Source organism: Pseudomonas glycinis, from assembly GCF_054871425.1.
The window spans coordinates 381,823-397,840 of sequence record NZ_JBTYHF010000003.1 but is presented as its reverse complement, the minus strand read 5'-3'; the positions used below and the strand labels follow the sequence as shown (position 1 = coordinate 397,840).

General features: G+C 61.8%; 11 protein-coding genes and 1 pseudogene. 10 read left to right on the top strand and 2 right to left on the bottom strand.

Annotated features, from left to right (window positions below; genetic code table 11):
* Positions 1-30 precede the first annotated feature (30 nt).
* From ACYSTU_RS09375 to mdoH, 10 genes are all read left to right on the top strand, one after another.
* Entirely contained in the window at positions 31-882 is an 852-nt protein-coding gene (locus ACYSTU_RS09375) for an ABC transporter permease (RefSeq protein WP_498997647.1), read from the top strand.
* Entirely contained in the window at positions 879-1,709 is an 831-nt protein-coding gene (locus ACYSTU_RS09370; protein WP_042608737.1) for a quaternary amine ABC transporter ATP-binding protein, read from the top strand. Before ACYSTU_RS09375 ends, ACYSTU_RS09370 begins: the two co-directional genes overlap by 4 nt.
* Positions 1,710-1,893: 184 nt before the next feature.
* Positions 1,894-3,417, top strand: coding sequence for a histidine ammonia-lyase (hutH, locus tag ACYSTU_RS09365; RefSeq protein WP_498997643.1), 1,524 nt, complete (start codon positions 1,894-1,896; stop codon positions 3,415-3,417).
* Positions 3,418-3,533: 116 nt separating this feature from the next.
* Entirely contained in the window at positions 3,534-5,066 is a 1,533-nt protein-coding gene (gene hutH / locus ACYSTU_RS09360) for a histidine ammonia-lyase (RefSeq protein ID WP_498997641.1), read from the top strand.
* Positions 5,067-5,197: 131 nt separating this feature from the next.
* The gene (hutI, locus tag ACYSTU_RS09355; RefSeq protein WP_498997639.1) at positions 5,198-6,403 is read left to right on the top strand and encodes an imidazolonepropionase; all 1,206 of its coding nucleotides are present in this window, start codon (positions 5,198-5,200) and stop codon (positions 6,401-6,403) included.
* 10 nt (positions 6,404-6,413) lie between these two features.
* A complete protein-coding gene (hutG, locus tag ACYSTU_RS09350) occupies positions 6,414-7,217 on the top strand; it encodes an N-formylglutamate deformylase (RefSeq protein ID WP_498997636.1) in 804 nt (267 codons plus the stop codon).
* 243 nt (positions 7,218-7,460) lie between these two features.
* Positions 7,461-8,432, top strand: a complete 972-nt coding sequence (pip, locus tag ACYSTU_RS09345) for a prolyl aminopeptidase (protein WP_024011249.1) — start codon at positions 7,461-7,463, stop codon at positions 8,430-8,432.
* Positions 8,429-8,866: a D-aminoacyl-tRNA deacylase gene (dtd, locus tag ACYSTU_RS09340; protein ID WP_122601419.1), complete on the top strand. Its 438-nt coding sequence runs from the start codon at positions 8,429-8,431 to the stop codon at positions 8,864-8,866. The genes pip and dtd overlap by 4 nt, the downstream gene beginning before the upstream one ends.
* A gap of 462 nt (positions 8,867-9,328) precedes the next feature.
* Positions 9,329-11,110: a glucan biosynthesis protein G gene (locus tag ACYSTU_RS09335; RefSeq protein ID WP_162098724.1), complete on the top strand. Its 1,782-nt coding sequence runs from the start codon at positions 9,329-9,331 to the stop codon at positions 11,108-11,110.
* Entirely contained in the window at positions 11,103-13,673 is a 2,571-nt protein-coding gene (gene mdoH / locus ACYSTU_RS09330; protein ID WP_498997631.1) for a glucans biosynthesis glucosyltransferase MdoH, read from the top strand. Before ACYSTU_RS09335 ends, mdoH begins: the two co-directional genes overlap by 8 nt.
* 249 nt (positions 13,674-13,922) lie before the next feature.
* On the opposite strand, the gene ACYSTU_RS09325 is transcribed toward mdoH, so the two are convergent.
* Together ACYSTU_RS09325 and ACYSTU_RS09320 are read right to left on the bottom strand one after the other, a co-directional pair.
* Complete coding sequence (locus tag ACYSTU_RS09325; RefSeq protein WP_371262571.1) at positions 13,923-14,636, bottom strand: methyl-accepting chemotaxis protein; 714 nt, start codon at positions 14,634-14,636, stop codon at positions 13,923-13,925.
* A gap of 141 nt (positions 14,637-14,777) precedes the next feature.
* Positions 14,778-15,722: pseudogene (locus tag ACYSTU_RS09320) on the bottom strand (methyl-accepting chemotaxis protein); the annotation flags it as partial.
* Positions 15,723-16,018: the final 296 nt, after the last annotated feature.

Sequence of the window (16,018 nt, the reverse complement as noted above, 5' to 3'; positions counted from 1 at the left end):
TGATCGCAACCCCTTGATTGAGAGTCCCTTATGTTTCCCGAAAGCTTTACCTTTTCCATCGCCGACTGGGTCAACGGTTGGGTCGATTCGCTGGTGACCAACTACGGCGACGTGTTCCGGCATATCTCCGACACGCTGCTGTGGGCCATCGTCAGTCTCGAAGGTCTGCTGCGTGCGGCGCCGTGGTGGTTGATGCTGGCAATCGTCGGTGTCATCGCCTGGCACGCCACGCGCAAAGTGGTGACCACCGCCGTGATTGTCGGCTTGCTGTTTCTGGTGGGTGCGGTTGGCCTGTGGGACAAGCTCATGCAAACCCTCGCACTGATGATGGTCGCGACGATCATTTCGGTGCTGATCGGCATCCCGCTGGGGATTCTTTCGGCGCGCAGCAATCGCCTGCGTTCGGTGCTGATGCCGCTGCTCGACATCATGCAGACCATGCCGAGTTTCGTGTACCTGATTCCGGTGCTGATGCTGTTCGGCCTGGGCAAGGTGCCGGCGATTTTCGCCACGGTGATCTACGCCGCGCCGCCGCTGATTCGCTTGACCGATCTGGGCATTCGCCAGGTCGACGGTGAAGTGATGGAGACGATCAACGCCTTCGGCGCCAATCGCTGGCAGCAACTGTTCGGCGTGCAACTGCCGCTGGCGCTGCCGAGCATCATGGCCGGGATCAACCAGACCACGATGATGGCCCTGTCGATGGTGGTGATCGCCTCGATGATCGGCGCCCGTGGCCTCGGTGAAGACGTACTGGTGGGGATTCAGACCCTCAACGTCGGCCGTGGGCTCGAAGCCGGGCTGGCGATCGTGATTCTCGCGGTGGTCATCGACCGCATCACTCAAGCGTACGGTCGGCCACGGCACGAGGTGAGCAAATGAGCAACGCAAGCGTGAGCAAGATCGAAGTGCGCAACGTCTTCAAGATTTTCGGCAACCGCGCCAAGGATGCGCTGGCCATGGTCGGCCAGGGCAAGAGCAAGGACCAGGTGCTCAACGAAACCGGTTGCGTGGTCGGCGTGAACGACTTGTCGCTGAGCATCGGCACCGGCGAAATCTTTGTGATCATGGGCCTGTCCGGCTCGGGCAAATCCACCCTGGTACGGCACTTCAATCGCCTGATCGACCCCACCAGCGGGGCGATTCTGGTCGATGGCGAGGACATCCTGCAGTACGACATGGAAGCCCTGCGCGAATTTCGTCGACACAAGATCAGCATGGTGTTCCAGAGCTTTGGCCTGCTGCCGCACAAGACCGTGCTCGATAACGTCGCCTACGGCCTGAAAGTGCGCGGCGAGAGCAAGCAGGTCTGCGCCGAACGCGCGCTGCACTGGATCAACACCGTCGGTCTCAAAGGCTACGAAAACAAATACCCGCACCAGCTCTCCGGCGGCATGCGTCAGCGCGTCGGCCTCGCCCGTGCATTGGCGGCGGACACCGACATCATCCTGATGGACGAAGCGTTCAGTGCGCTGGACCCGCTGATCCGCGCCGAGATGCAGGACCAGTTGCTGGAACTGCAAAAGACCCTGCACAAAACCATCGTCTTCATCACCCACGACCTCGACGAAGCCGTGCGCATCGGCAATCGCATCGCGATTCTCAAGGATGGCCGGTTGATCCAGGTGGGCACGCCAAGAGAGATCCTGCACTCGCCGGCGGATGAGTATGTCGACCGGTTCGTGCAGCGGCGCGCGGCGGTGGTCTGAAACTGAGTGGCCTATGTGGTGAGGGGATTTATCCCCGTTGGGTGGCGAAGCCGCCCCAAACCATGCCCGCAAATCTGTCAGACAGACCGCGGTGGCCGGTTTTACGACTGCTTCGCAGCCGAACGGGGATAAATCCCCTCGCCACAGGGTTACCGGCATCAACAGAATTGGTATGAGGTTAGAGATGTCCCAGGCTGAAAAAATCGTTATCACAGGCAGCCCTCTGCGTTGGCAGGACGTGATCGCCGTCGCCCGTCACGGTGCACCGCTGGAACTGTCCAGCGACACCTGGGCGCGCATCGACAACGCTCAGGCCATCGTCCAGCGCATCGTCGCCAGCGGCGAGCGTGCCTATGGCGTCAACACCGGTCTGGGCGGTCTGTCCAACGTATCGCTGCAAGACGAACAGCTCAGCCAGCTCTCGCGCAACACCCTGCTCAGCCATGCCTGCGGTGTCGGTCCGGTGCTCAGCGACGAGCAGACCCGCGCGATCATCTGCGCCGCCGTTCACAACTACAGCCACGGCAGATCCGGCCTGCATCGGCGTGTGGTCGAAGGGCTGCTGGCGCTGCTCAATCGCGGCATCACCCCGCAGGTGCCGTCGCAGGGGTCGGTGGGTTACCTGACGCACATGGCGCACATTGGCATCGCGCTACTCGGCGTCGGCAATGTCAGCTATCGCGGACAGATCGTCCCGGCACAACAGGCGCTGGCCGAGGAAGGTCTGCAACCGGTGCAGCTCGGCGCGAAGGATGGCTTGTGTCTGGTCAACGGCACGCCGTGCATGACCGGCCTCAGTTGTCTGGCGATTGCCGATGCCACGCGGCTGCTGCAATGGGCCGATGTCATTGGTGCGATGAGTTTCGAAGCCCAGCGCGGCCAGATCGATGCGTTCGATGCCGAGATCATCGCGCTCAAACCGCATCCGGGCATGCAGCAGGTCGGCAACAACCTTCGCGCCTTGCTCGATGGCAGCGAAGTGATCGCCGCGAGCAAAGGCATTCGCACTCAGGATGCGCTGAGCATTCGTTCGATCCCGCAGGTCCACGGTGCCGCGCGCGATCAACTGGCGCATGCGATCAAACAGGTCGAAGCCGAACTCAACGGCTGCACCGACAACCCGTTACTGCTAGGCACACCGGACAATTTCCGGGTGATGTCGCAGGCCAACCCGCACGGTCAATCCGTGGCGATGGCGGCGGATCTGCTGGCGATTGCCATGGCCGAAATCGGCTCGATCGCCGAGCGCCGTCTCGATCGCTTGGTCAACCCGCACGTCAGCGGTTTGCCGGCGTTTCTGGTGGCCAATCCCGGGGTCAACTCGGGGATGATGATCGTGCAATACGTCGCCGCATCGCTGTGTGCGGAAAACCGTCAATTGGCGCAACCGGCGGTGCTCGACAACTACATCACCTCGGGCCTGCAGGAAGATCACCTGAGCATGGGCACCAACGCCGCGCTGAAGCTGCACCGCGCGCTGGAAAACTGCACGCAGATCCTCGCAATTGAATACCTGCTGGCGGCGCAGGCGTTTGAATTCCTCAAGAAACAGCGCTTTGGCGTGGGCACCGACCGCGCGTGGAAACTGCTGCGCGCAACGGTCCCGGCCTACGATCAGGACCGCTGGCTGGCGCCGGATATCGCTGCCGCTGCGACCGTGTTGAAAAACCCGAATCTGCCGCACAACGTTCTTCCGAATTTGCACTGACAACTACCCATACCAGCGTGCCAAGGCGTGGATCGTTCACAAGACGAGAAGCGACGGATAACGGAATGCTCCGGAGCGACTGGTAGTTAATAACAATGCCTAACAGGAGCATTTTAATGACTGCGCTGAACCTGATCCCCGGCCAACTGAGCCTGGCCCAACTGCGTGACGTCTACCAGCATCCGGTCACACTGACTCTCGACAACAGCGCCAGCGCGCAGATCGAGGCCAGCGTCGCCTGTGTCGAGCAGATCCTCGCCGAGAACCGCACCGCCTATGGCATCAACACCGGTTTCGGGCTGCTGGCCTCGACGCGCATCGCCAGCGAAGACCTGGAGAACCTGCAGCGTTCGCTGGTGCTCTCGCACGCGGCCGGGGTCGGCCAGCCGATCAGCGATGACCTTGTACGACTGATCATGGTGCTCAAGGTCAACAGCCTCAGCCGGGGTTTCTCCGGCATCCGTCGGCAGGTGATCGATGCGCTGATCGCGCTGATCAATGCCGAGGTCTATCCGCATATTCCGTTGAAAGGTTCGGTCGGTGCGTCGGGGGATCTGGCGCCGTTGGCGCACATGTCGCTGGTGCTGCTGGGCGAGGGCAAGGCCCGCTACAAGGGCGAATGGCTTGAAGCCACCGAAGCACTGAAAGTCGCCGGCCTGGCGCCGCTGACTTTAGCGGCTAAAGAAGGTCTGGCGCTGCTCAACGGTACCCAGGTTTCCACGGCGTTTGCCCTGCGCGGTTTGTTCGAAGGCGAGGATCTGTTTGCCGGTGCAGTGGCGCTGGGCAGTCTTACTGTTGAAGCCGTGCTCGGTTCGCGCTCGCCTTTCGACGCGCGCATTCATGCCGCGCGTGGGCAGAGAGGGCAGATCGATGCTGCTGCGGCCTACCGCGATCTGCTCGGCGAGCGCAGCGAAGTCTCCGCCTCGCACCAGAATTGCGACAAGGTCCAGGACCCGTACTCGCTGCGCTGCCAGCCGCAAGTCATGGGCGCCTGCCTGACCCAGTTCCGTCAGGCCGCTGAAGTGCTGGCGGTCGAAGCCAACGCGGTTTCCGACAACCCTTTGGTATTCGCCGCCGAAGGCGACGTGATTTCCGGCGGCAACTTCCACGCTGAACCGGTGGCCATGGCTGCTGACAACATGGCATTGGCCATCGCTGAAATCGGCTCGCTGAGCGAGCGGCGCATCTCGCTGATGATGGACAAGCACATGTCGCAGCTGCCGCCGTTCCTGGTGGCCAATGGCGGGGTGAACTCCGGTTTCATGATCGCCCAGGTCACCGCTGCGGCGCTGGCCAGCGAAAACAAGGCGTTGTCCCACCCGCATTCGGTGGACAGCCTGCCGACCTCGGCCAACCAGGAAGACCACGTGTCGATGGCCCCGGCCGCCGGCAAGCGGCTGTGGGAAATGGCTGAGAACACTCGCGGCATTCTCGCCGTGGAATGGCTGGCGGCGGTGCAGGGCCTGGATCTGCGCAACGGTCTGAAGACCTCGCCGAAGCTGGAACAGGCACGGGCGATTTTGCGCAAGGAAGTGCCGTTCTATGAAAAGGATCGCTTCTTTGCGCCGGACATCAATGCTGCGACGCAATTGCTGGCGTCGCGGTGTTTGACCGAGCTGGTGCCGGCGAAGCTTTTGCCGAGCCTTTAACCCTACCCACTGATCGTTCCCACGCTCTGCGTGGGAATGCCTCAAGGGACGCTCCGCGTCCAGTGACGCGGAGCGTCACGGGCTGCATTCCCACGCAGAGCGTGGGAACGATCACTATAAGAGGAACCGGGATGAAAACCCTCTGGCAACACTGCCACGTCGCAACCATGGCCAACGGCGCCTATTCGATCATCGAGGATGCCGCGATCGTTACATCCGGCACGCTGATCGAGTGGATCGGCCTGCGCACTCAATTGCCGTCCGCCGAATACCCGGCGGTCAATGATTTGCAGGGTGCGTGGGTCACCCCCGGTCTGATCGACTGCCACACCCACACCGTGTTCGGCGGCAACCGCAGCGGTGAGTTCGAGCAGCGTCTGCAAGGCGTCAGCTATGCCGATATCGCCGCGCAGGGCGGCGGCATCGCCAGCACCGTGCGCGCCACTCGCGAAGCCACTGAGGACGAGCTGTTCGCCAGCGCCGCCAAACGCCTGAAAAGCCTGATGCGCGACGGCGTGACCACGGTGGAAATGAAATCCGGCTACGGTCTCGATCTGGCCAACGAGCGCAAGCTGCTGCAGGTCATCCGGCGCCTGGCCGAAGAGCTGCCGATAAGCGTGCGCAGCACTTGCCTGGCGGCGCACGCGTTGCCGCCGGAGTACAAGGATCGCGCCGACGACTACATCGATCTGGTCTGCGAGCAGATGCTCCCGGCCCTTGCCGCCGAAGGTCTGGTCGATGCCGTGGATGCGTTCTGCGAATACCTGGCATTCTCGCCGGAGCAGGTCGAGCGGGTGTTCGTCGCCGCGCAACAACTCGGTCTGCCGGTGAAACTCCACGCCGAGCAATTGTCCTCGCTGCACGGCTCCAGCCTCGCCGCGCGCTACAAAGCCTTGTCCGCCGATCATCTGGAATTCATGGATGAGGACGATGCCATCGCCATGGCCGCCGCCGACACCGTCGCCGTGCTGCTGCCAGGCGCGTTCTACTTTCTGCGCGAAACCCAATTGCCGCCAATGGACGCGCTGCGCAAGCACAAGGTGAAAATCGCCATCGCCAGCGACCTCAACCCCGGCACCTCGCCAGCGCTGTCGTTGCGTCTGATGCTGAACATGGCCTGCACCTGCTTCCGCATGACCCCGGAAGAAGCTCTGGCCGGAGCGACCATCCATGCCGCGCAGGCGTTGGGCATGGCGCAGACCCATGGCTCGCTGGAGGTTGGCAAGGTCGCCGACTTTGTCGCGTGGGACATCGAGCGTCCGGCGGATCTGGCCTATTGGCTCGGTGGCGATCTGGACAAGCGCGTCGTGCGTCACGGCGTCGAATCGAATCTGTAGGAGAACGGTTGTGGACAAGGTTCTGAATTTCAAACAAGGCCGCGTGCCGCTGCTGATCAGCATGCCCCACGCCGGCGTGCATCTGACCCCGGCGGTCGAAGCCGGGTTGATCCCCGCCGCGAAGAGTTTGCCGGACACCGACTGGCATATCCCGCAGCTCTACGATTTTGCCGAGGAACTGGGCGCGAGTACCCTGGCGGCTGAGTATTCGCGCTTCGTCATCGACCTCAACCGGCCGTCCGACGACAAGCCGTTGTATGCCGGGGCGACCACCGGGTTGTATCCGGCGACGTTGTTCGACGGTATTCCGTTGTTTCAGCAAGGTCTGGAGCCGTCGCAAGAGGAGCGCGCGACTTACCTGGAGCAGATCTGGACGCCGTACCATCGCACCTTGCAGCAAGAGCTGGCGCGATTGAAAGCCGAATTCGGCTACGCGCTGTTGTTCGATGCGCACTCGATCCGCTCGATCATCCCGCACCTGTTCGACGGCAAACTGCCAGACTTCAACCTCGGCACGTTCAATGGCGCCAGCTGTGATCCGCAACTGGCCAGTCAACTGGAAGCGATCTGCGCGCGGCACGAGCAGTTCACCCATGTGCTCAACGGTCGCTTCAAAGGCGGGCACATCACCCGCCAATACGGCGACCCGGCGCAGAACATCCACGCCGTGCAGCTGGAACTGTGCCAGTCCACCTACATGGAAGAGTTCGAACCGTTCCGCTACCGCGCCGACCTCGCCGAACCGACGCGGGTGGTGCTCAGGGAATTGCTGCAGGGACTGCTCGCTTGGGGTGAAAAACACCACAACGCCTGAAGCACCCCTGCAGGAGCTGCCGAAGGCTGCGATCTTTGATCGTTCCCACGCTCTGCGTGGGAATGCAGCCCGTGACGCTCCGCGTCACTGGACGCGGAGCGTCCCCAGAGGCGTTCACACGCAGAGCGTGGGAACGATCAGGCCCCGGAGCATGCTCATTGACGCAAATCGGGTTTATGATGCCCAACGGCAGAATAATACGAGTCCCCCCAGGGATGACCTCGACCCCTTACGGAGCGCGCAATGCAGACTTTGTTTCCGCAGATCAAACCCCACGCCCGGCACGATCTGGCTGTCGATGACACCCATACGCTGTACGTCGATGAAAGCGGCTCGCCGGAGGGTTTACCGGTGGTGTTCATCCACGGTGGCCCCGGCGCCGGCTGTGACGCCCAGAGCCGGCGCTATTTCGATCCGAATCTGTATCGCATTGTCACCTTCGACCAGCGCGGCTGCGGTCGTTCCACCCCGCACGCCAGCCTGGAAAACAACACCACCTGGGATCTGGTCGAGGACCTGGAGCGCATCCGCAAACACCTGGGCATTGAAAAATGGGTGCTGTTCGGCGGCTCCTGGGGTTCGACCCTGGCGCTGGCCTACGCGCAAACCCACCCGGAGCGGGTCCATGGTCTGATTCTGCGCGGGATTTTCCTGTGCCGTCCGCAGGAAATCGAATGGTTCTATCAGGCCGGCGCCAGCCGTCTGTTCCCCGATTACTGGCAGGACTACATCGCGCCGATCCCGCTGGACGAGCGCGACGACCTGCTCAACGCTTTCCATAAACGCCTGATCGGCAACGATCAGATCGCCCAGATGCATGCGGCGAAGGCGTGGTCGACCTGGGAAGGGCGCACCGCGACCCTGCGCCCGAATCCGCTGGTGGTCGATCGTTTCTCCGAGCCGCAACGCGCGCTGTCGATCGCGCGGATCGAATGTCACTACTTCACCAACAATGCCTTCCTTGAGCCGAACCAGCTGATTCGCGACATGGGCAAGATCGCTCATCTGCCCGGCGTGATCATTCACGGTCGCTACGACGTGATCTGCCCGCTCGACAACGCCTGGGAATTGCACCAGGCCTGGCCGAACAGCGAATTGCAGGTGATCCGCGACGCCGGCCACGCCGCGTCCGAGCCGGGCATCACCGATGCGCTGGTGCGCGCCGCGAGCAAAATGGCCCAGCGCCTGCTCGACCTGCCGCTCGAAGAAGCATGAAGGCGCTGTTGCAACGCGTACGCGGCGCGCGGGTAGAGGTCGCCGGCGAGGTAGTCGGCGCGGTCGATCAGGGTTTGCTGGTGCTGGTGGCGGTAGAACCCGACGACACGCGTACCAGCGCCGACAAACTTCTGCATAAGCTGCTTAACTATCGGGTATTCAGTGACGCCGAGGGCAAGATGAATCTGTCCCTGGCGGATGTGGGTGGCGGGTTGCTGCTGGTCTCTCAGTTCACCCTCGCCGCCGACACCAAAAGCGGCCTGCGTCCGAGCTTTTCCACGGCTGCACCGCCGGCGCTGGGTGAAGAATTGTTCGACTATTTATTGAGTCAGGCGAAACAGGTGCATGGCACTGTGGCATCAGGTAGATTCGGCGCCGATATGCAGGTGCACTTGGTCAACGATGGCCCGGTAACCTTCCTGTTACAGACCTGACAGTGCCTGAAACATGTTTTTCGGCAATTTCGACTGTTTTTAGGCTGTTTTCGCGATAAATACTTTGTTACCCCTGATGCGTTGTCATCCGGGCTACTAGATAATCGCGCGCTGCGGGGATCGACATTCGTTGATCCGTTTTGACTTAGGTAGAGACTTGTCTGGATCCGATTGGGGAATCATTTTGCCCCGGCGGAGTCGGAACAATGCTCGCCAACCTGGCATGAGCGGTCTGTACGGCCATTTTTGTCAGCATTATTTCGAGGGCCATGAAGCCAGAGGCAAGGCGCTGCGACGACTCATAGCTCGCTATGGGGAGGAGCAGCAACGCAGTATCTGGCTTCATGGAACCGAAATAAGCTGACTAAAAATGGCCACACAGACGGCTTGCTGGCCGTTGGTTTATTGATCTGTTTTCGGCGAGGGTTGCTCGTGATTGTTAGTCCCTGTAATGCAGCAAAAATGTCTGCCAAACGCATGCGAAGTGCTCTGGTAGCGGGTTCGGCGCTCCTGTGCCTGCTCAGCGCCGGTCAGCTTTGGGCGTTCAATCTTGACGACGTATCGGCCAAGGCCAAAGAGCTGGCCGGGCAGAAGTTCGAAGCCCCGCGCAGCAACCTGCCGAACGAATTCCGCGAAATGAAGTTCGCGGACTACCAGAAGATCCGCTTCCTCACCGAAAAGGCTGAGTGGGCCGATCAGAAGACGCCGTTCAAGCTCTCCTTCTATCACCAGGGTATGCACTTCGATACACCGGTGAAAATCAACGAAATCACCACCAATACCGTCTCGGAGATCAAATACGATCCGAGCCGCTTCGATTTCGGCGATCTGAAATTCGATCCGAAAGCCACCGAACAACTGGGCTATGCCGGTTTCCGTGTGCTGTACCCGATCAACAAGGCCGACAAGCAAGACGAGATCATGACCATGCTCGGCGCGAGTTACTTCCGCGTCGTCGGCAAGGGCCACACGTATGGTCTGTCGGCCCGTGGTCTGGCGATCGATACCGCGCTGCCGTCGGGTGAAGAATTCCCGCGTTTCCGCGAGTTCTGGATTCAGCAGCCCAAGCCAGGCGACAAGCACCTGGTGATCTTCGCTCTGCTCGATTCGCCACGCGCCACCGGTGCCTACCGCCTGATCCTGCGTCCGGGCAGCGACACCATCGTCGACGTCAAGGCGCAGATGTTCCTGCGTGACAAGGTTGGCAAACTGGGTATCGCGCCGCTGACCAGCATGTTCCTGTTCGGCGCCAACCAGCCGTCGAAAGTGCTCAACTACCGTCGTGAACTGCACGACTCCAGCGGTCTGTCGATCCATGCCGGCAATGGCGAATGGATCTGGCGTCCACTGAACAACCCGAAACATCTGGCCGTGAGCAACTTTAGCGTCGAGAACCCGCGTGGTTTCGGTCTGCTGCAGCGTGGCCGTGACTTCAGCCACTACGAAGACCTCGACGACCGCTACGACAAGCGCCCGAGTGCCTGGATCGAGCCGAAGGGCGAGTGGGGCAAGGGCACTGTCGATCTGGTAGAGATTCCGACCGCTGACGAAACCAACGACAACATCGTTGCGTTCTGGAGCCCGGAAAAAATGCCGGAGCCAGGCCAGCCGCTGGACTTCGCCTACCGCATGCACTGGACCATGGACGAAGCAGCACTCCACGCGCCGGACAGCGCCTGGGTGGCACAGACCCTGCGTTCGACCGGTGACGTCAAACAATCGAACCTGATCCGTCAGCCCGATGGCAGCGTGGCCTATCTGGTCGACTTCGAAGGTCCATCGCTGGCGGCCCTGACGCCGGATGCCGACGTGCGCAGTCAGGTCAGCGTCGGTGACAACGCCGAACTGGTCGAGAACAGCGTGCGCTACAACCCGGAAACCAAGGGCTGGCGCCTGACCCTGCGGATGAAGATCAAGGATCCGAGCAAAGCGACCGAAATGCGTGCCGCCCTGGTTCAGCCAGTGGTCACCGCAGATCTGGGCAAATCGGTGCCGGCGTCCAATTCGTCGGTCGCCAAGGCTGACAAGGTTGCCGCCAAGCAACAGGAAAAACTCGACAAGGAAGCCAAGGCCGCCGAAGCCAAACAGGCTGAAGCCAAGCCTGCAGCCGACGCCAAGGACAAGGCCAACAAAGACGCCAAGCAGCCAGTCGCTGCCGACGCGGCCCCAGCCACACCGGAATCGGCGCCGACTGAAGAAGTCCTGACCGAGACCTGGAGCTATCAGTTGCCTGCCGATGAGTAATTCACCAGTACAGCCAGAGACTCTGTCCGAGTATCTGGCGCATCTGCCGATGACCGACGAGCAACGCGCGGAACTCGCGGGTTGCCAGTCGTTCAGCGAGCTGCATGAACGCCTGTCGTCCTCGACATTCGACGCCCCTGCCGAAGCCGCCCAGGCTTCGGTGGGCAAGCGTCTGACCCTGAGCACTGCCGAAGAACTGGCTGAAGCGGAAATGCTGATGCTCGACGCCAGTGGTCGGGTCAGCCTCAAGGCGACCCCGCCGATCCGCCGCACCAAGGTCGTGCCGGAGCCATGGCGCACTAATATCCTGGTGCGTGGCTGGCGCCGTCTGACCGGGCGCACCAATCCGCCGCAGCCGCCAAAGGACGCCAATGTCCTGCCGGCCGCGCGCTGGCGCACCGTCGGTTCGATCCGCCGCTACATTCTGTTGCTGCTGATGCTCGGCCAGACCATCGTTGCCGGCTGGTACATGAAAGGCATCATGCCGTACCAGGGCTGGTCGTTCGTCGATCTGGAAGAAGTCCTGCATCAGCCGCTGCTGCAAACCGCCACGCAAGTGCTGCCGTACGCGCTGCAAACCAGCATCCTGATTCTGTTCGGGATTCTGTTCTGCTGGGTCTCGGCCGGTTTCTGGACCGCGCTGATGGGCTTCCTCGAGTTGCTCACCGGCCACGATAAATACCGTATCTCCGGGAAAAGCGCCGGTAACGAGCCGATTCCCAAAGATGCGCGTACTGCGCTGGTAATGCCGATCTGCAACGAAGACGTGCCGCGTGTATTCGCCGGTCTGCGTGCGACGTTCGAATCGGTCGCCGCTACAGGTGATCTGGATCGCTTCGACTTTTTCGTCCTCAGCGACAGTAACGACACCGATATCTGCGTCGCCGAGCAACAGGCCTGGCTGGATGTCTGCCGCGAGGCCAAGGGCTTCGGCAAGATCTTCTATCGCCGTCGTCGCCGTCGTGTGAAACGCAAGAGCGGCAACCTCGACGACTTCTGCCGTCGTTGGGGTGGTGACTACAAGTACATGGTCGTGCTCGACGCCGATTCGGTGATGAGCGGCGAGTGCCTGACCAGTCTGGTACGTCTGATGGAAGCCACGCCGGACGCCGGGATCATCCAGACCGCGCCACGTGCGTCGGGCATGGACACCCTGTATGCGCGGATGCAGCAGTTCGCCACCCGCGTGTACGGCCCGCTGTTTACTGCCGGTCTGCACTTCTGGCAGCTGGGTGAATCCCACTACTGGGGTCACAACGCGATCATCCGCATGAAGCCGTTCATCGACCACTGCGCTCTGGCGCCGTTGCCGGGCAAGGGCGCGTTCTCCGGTGCGATCCTTTCCCACGACTTCGTCGAAGCTGCGCTGATGCGCCGTGCCGGCTGGGGCGTGTGGATTGCCTACGACTTGCCGGGCAGTTACGAAGAGTTGCCGCCGAACCTGCTCGACGAGCTCAAGCGTGACCGTCGCTGGTGCCACGGCAACCTGATGAACTTCCGCCTGTTCCTGGTCAAGGGCATGCACCCGGTGCACCGCGCGGTGTTCCTCACCGGCGTGATGTCCTACCTGTCGGCGCCGTTGTGGTTCTTCTTCCTGGTGTTGTCGACCGCGCTGCTGGCGGTGAACACGCTGATGGAGCCGCAGTACTTCCTCGAACCGCGTCAGCTCTATCCGCTGTGGCCACAATGGCACCCGGACAAGGCCATCGCGCTGTTCTCGACGACCATCGTGCTGCTGTTCCTGCCGAAGCTGTTGAGCATCATCCTGATCTGGGCCAAGGGCGCGAAAGAGTTCGGCGGCAAGTTCAAGGTGACCCTGTCGATGCTGCTGGAGATGCTGTTCTCCATGCTGCTGGCGCCGGTGCGGATGATTTTCCACACCCGCTTCGTCCTCGCCGCGTTCCTCGGCTGGGCGGCGACCTGGAACTCGCCGCAGCGTGACGACGACTCGACGCCGTGGAGCGAAGCGGTCAAGCGCCACGGTCCGCAGACGTTGCTGGGCTTCTTGTGGGCGCTGCTGGTGATCTGGCTGAACCCGAGCTTCCTCTGGTGGCTGGTGCCGATCGTCGGTTCGCTGATGCTGTCGATCCCGGTATCGGTGATCTCCAGCCGTGTCGGCCTTGGTCTGAAGACCCGTGACGAGAGCCTGTTCCTCATCCCCGAGGAATACAATCCGCCACAGGCCTTGCTGGCAACCGATCAGTACACCCACGAGAACCGCTATCACGCCCTCAACGACGGCTTCGTCCGCGCCGTGGTCGATCCTCAGCAGAACGCCTTGGCGTGCTCGCTGGCGACCTCGCGTCACGGCCAGGCCGAGCCGATCGAGTGGCTGCGTCAGGAACGCGTGCGTCACGCGATCAAGGTCGGCCCGGCCGGGCTGAACAACCATGATCGCCTGCAACTGCTTAGCGACCCTGTCGCACTGGCACGCCTGCACGAGCAGGTCTGGGCCGAAGGTCACGCTGAGTGGCTGGACGCCTGGCGCGCTTCGGTGAAAGCCGATCCGCATGCGCCGTTGCTGCCGCTGCGACCGGTGAGCCTGCCGGCTCAGCCGGCCTGATAAAAAAACCCCGCTGATTCAGCGGGGTTTTTTATGTCCGCTGATTTGCGAACAAATCCGGATAAAGCCTAAAACCAGTGCAAAGTATCCGTCGCCGAATTGGCGCGCCCGTTACCTACGACGCGCAAACCGCGCCGCTGCCTTCGCGAGCAGGCTCGCTCCCACCTTGGAATGCGTTTCCCTGTGGGAGCGAGCCTGCTCGCGAATGGCATCACCTCGGTTCCAGGCGAACCGAGGTTGTGCATCAACTCAGACTTTGAAACGGCCGACCAGCATCTGCAGATGCGTGCCCAGTCGCGCCAGTTCAACGCTGGATGCGGCAGTCTCCTCGCTCGCCGCCGAGGTCTGATCGGACACATCGCGCACGTTCAGCACGCTGCGGTTGATCTCTTCGGCCACGGCGCTCTGCTGCTCGGCGGCTGCGGCGATCTGCTGGTTCATTGCCTGGATCGCCGACACAGTGCGGGTGATGCTCTCCAGTGAGCCACCGGCACGCCGGGTCAGTTCGACGCTGCTGTCGGTGAGGCTGCGGCTGTTGTCCATGATCGTCGCCACTTGCTGGGTACCGTTTTGCAGACCGACGATCAGCTCCTCGATCTCTTCGGTGGACTTCTGCGTGCGCTGGGCGAGGCTGCGAACTTCGTCGGCAACCACGGCGAAACCACGTCCGGCTTCACCGGCGCGGGCCGCTTCGATGGCGGCGTTGAGGGCCAGCAGGTTGGTTTGCTGGGCCACCGACTTGATCACATCGAGGACGCTGCCGATCTTGTCGCTTTCACGCTTGAGCTCGCCCATGGCTTCGGTGGAGTGGCCGACCTCGACCGCCAGACGTTCGATCTGGGCGATGGCTTCGCCGACGACCTTGTCACCTTCGCGGGCCTGTTGATCAGCGGCGACAGCGGCCTCAGAAGCTTCTTCAGCGTTGCGCGCGACTTCCTGCACGGTAGCCGCCATTTCGTTCATAGCGGTGGCGACCTGATCGGTCTCGATCTTCTGATTATTGACCCCGGCGCTGGTCTGCTCGGTCACCGCGGATAGCTCTTCAGCGGCGCTGGCGATCTGCGTGACGCCGTCGCTGATACCGCCGATCAACTCGCGCAGGCCTTGGGTCATGCTTTGCATCGAGCGCTGCAATTGACCGAGTTCATCGCGACGCAGGGAAACCAGGTTGTGGGTCAGGTCGCCGGCGGCAACGCGCTCGGCGACTTTCAGGGTCTGGGTCAGCGGAATGATGATCTGCCGAGTGATGATCCACGCTGCCAGCAAACCGAACACCAGCGCCAGCACGGTGGCGATCAGCAGCATGTTCTTGGCGTGGGCGGCGTCGGTGTCGCGCACCACGGTTTGCGATTCGGTGAGCTTCTTGCTGACCGACATCAGGATCTCGCCCTGAGCCGACATGTTCGCCAGTGCAGCAGTGTTCTTGACCTGCGAATCACGGAATTGAGCGACGGCGGCGCGATAGGCCTTGAGCGAGTCCGTGGCCTGCTGCAGGTTGGCGATGTGCTGCTCTGGCACGCGGGCCGGCAGGCTTTCGAGGTTTTTCAGGGCGTTGTCGATGGCGGTCAGCGCCGGTTGCTCGGCATCGGCCTTGCCGCTGTAGGTGTAGCCGCGCACCTGATAGCGCGCCTGCTGCAACAGTTTGCTCAGCTCGATCACCGCGTTGTACTGCGCAACGCTGTCACCTTGCAGCAGTGCACTTTCGACTTCGCCGACCTTGGCCACGGCATTATCGGCATTGGCGCCAAGCTTGCTGCGCGCGTCTTCACGCTGGACGGTGGCCTGGGTCATTTCGCCGAAAGCGCGTTTGTATTCGGCGACCGCAGCAAGCTGTTGATCGACCATCGCCACATCGGATGGCTGCTCGATCATGCCGCGTGCCGATTGCAGACCGCTTTCGAGTTTGCTGAGCAATTCATTGACCGCGCCCGGACCCTGTTCACCACGACGCATGTCGTAGTCCATGCGCGCCAGGCGCAGGTCTTTGGTCAGCTCATTGAGGCTGGAAATGAAGCCGAGCTTGTCGCCACGGCTGATGATGCCGCTCATGCCGGTCCAGCCGGTGAACGTGATCAACAGCGTCAGCAACAGCACCAGGCCGAAACCGATGCCCAGCTTGCGTTTGACGCTGACGTTTCCAAGACTCTCGGCTAACCAACGGTACATGCGACCACTCCCTTCGGACCACTTAATTGGACTTATAGGGGCTGTATCGGCTGGGTGATGGCAATCTGTAACGCCACTTGTCCGCGACCGTAGAAGCTTGTAGGAGCTGACGAGTGCAACGAGGCTGCGATCCTTTGATCTTGCTCTTAAAAACAAGATCAAAAGATCGCAGCTTTCGG

Coding starts and splice junctions, on each gene's coding strand:
- ACYSTU_RS09375 (WP_498997647.1), top strand. CDS start 31: ATGTTTCCCGAAAGCTTTACCTTTTCCATCGCCGACTGGGTCAACGGT.
- ACYSTU_RS09370 (WP_042608737.1), top strand. CDS start 879: ATGAGCAACGCAAGCGTGAGCAAGATCGAAGTGCGCAACGTCTTCAAG.
- hutH (WP_498997643.1), top strand. CDS start 1,894: ATGTCCCAGGCTGAAAAAATCGTTATCACAGGCAGCCCTCTGCGTTGG.
- hutH (WP_498997641.1), top strand. CDS start 3,534: ATGACTGCGCTGAACCTGATCCCCGGCCAACTGAGCCTGGCCCAACTG.
- hutI (WP_498997639.1), top strand. CDS start 5,198: ATGAAAACCCTCTGGCAACACTGCCACGTCGCAACCATGGCCAACGGC.
- pip (WP_024011249.1), top strand. CDS start 7,461: ATGCAGACTTTGTTTCCGCAGATCAAACCCCACGCCCGGCACGATCTG.
- dtd (WP_122601419.1), top strand. CDS start 8,429: ATGAAGGCGCTGTTGCAACGCGTACGCGGCGCGCGGGTAGAGGTCGCC.
- ACYSTU_RS09335 (WP_162098724.1), top strand. CDS start 9,329: ATGTCTGCCAAACGCATGCGAAGTGCTCTGGTAGCGGGTTCGGCGCTC.
- mdoH (WP_498997631.1), top strand. CDS start 11,103: ATGAGTAATTCACCAGTACAGCCAGAGACTCTGTCCGAGTATCTGGCG.
- ACYSTU_RS09325 (WP_371262571.1), bottom strand. CDS start 14,636: ATGAACGAAATGGCGGCTACCGTGCAGGAAGTCGCGCGCAACGCTGAA.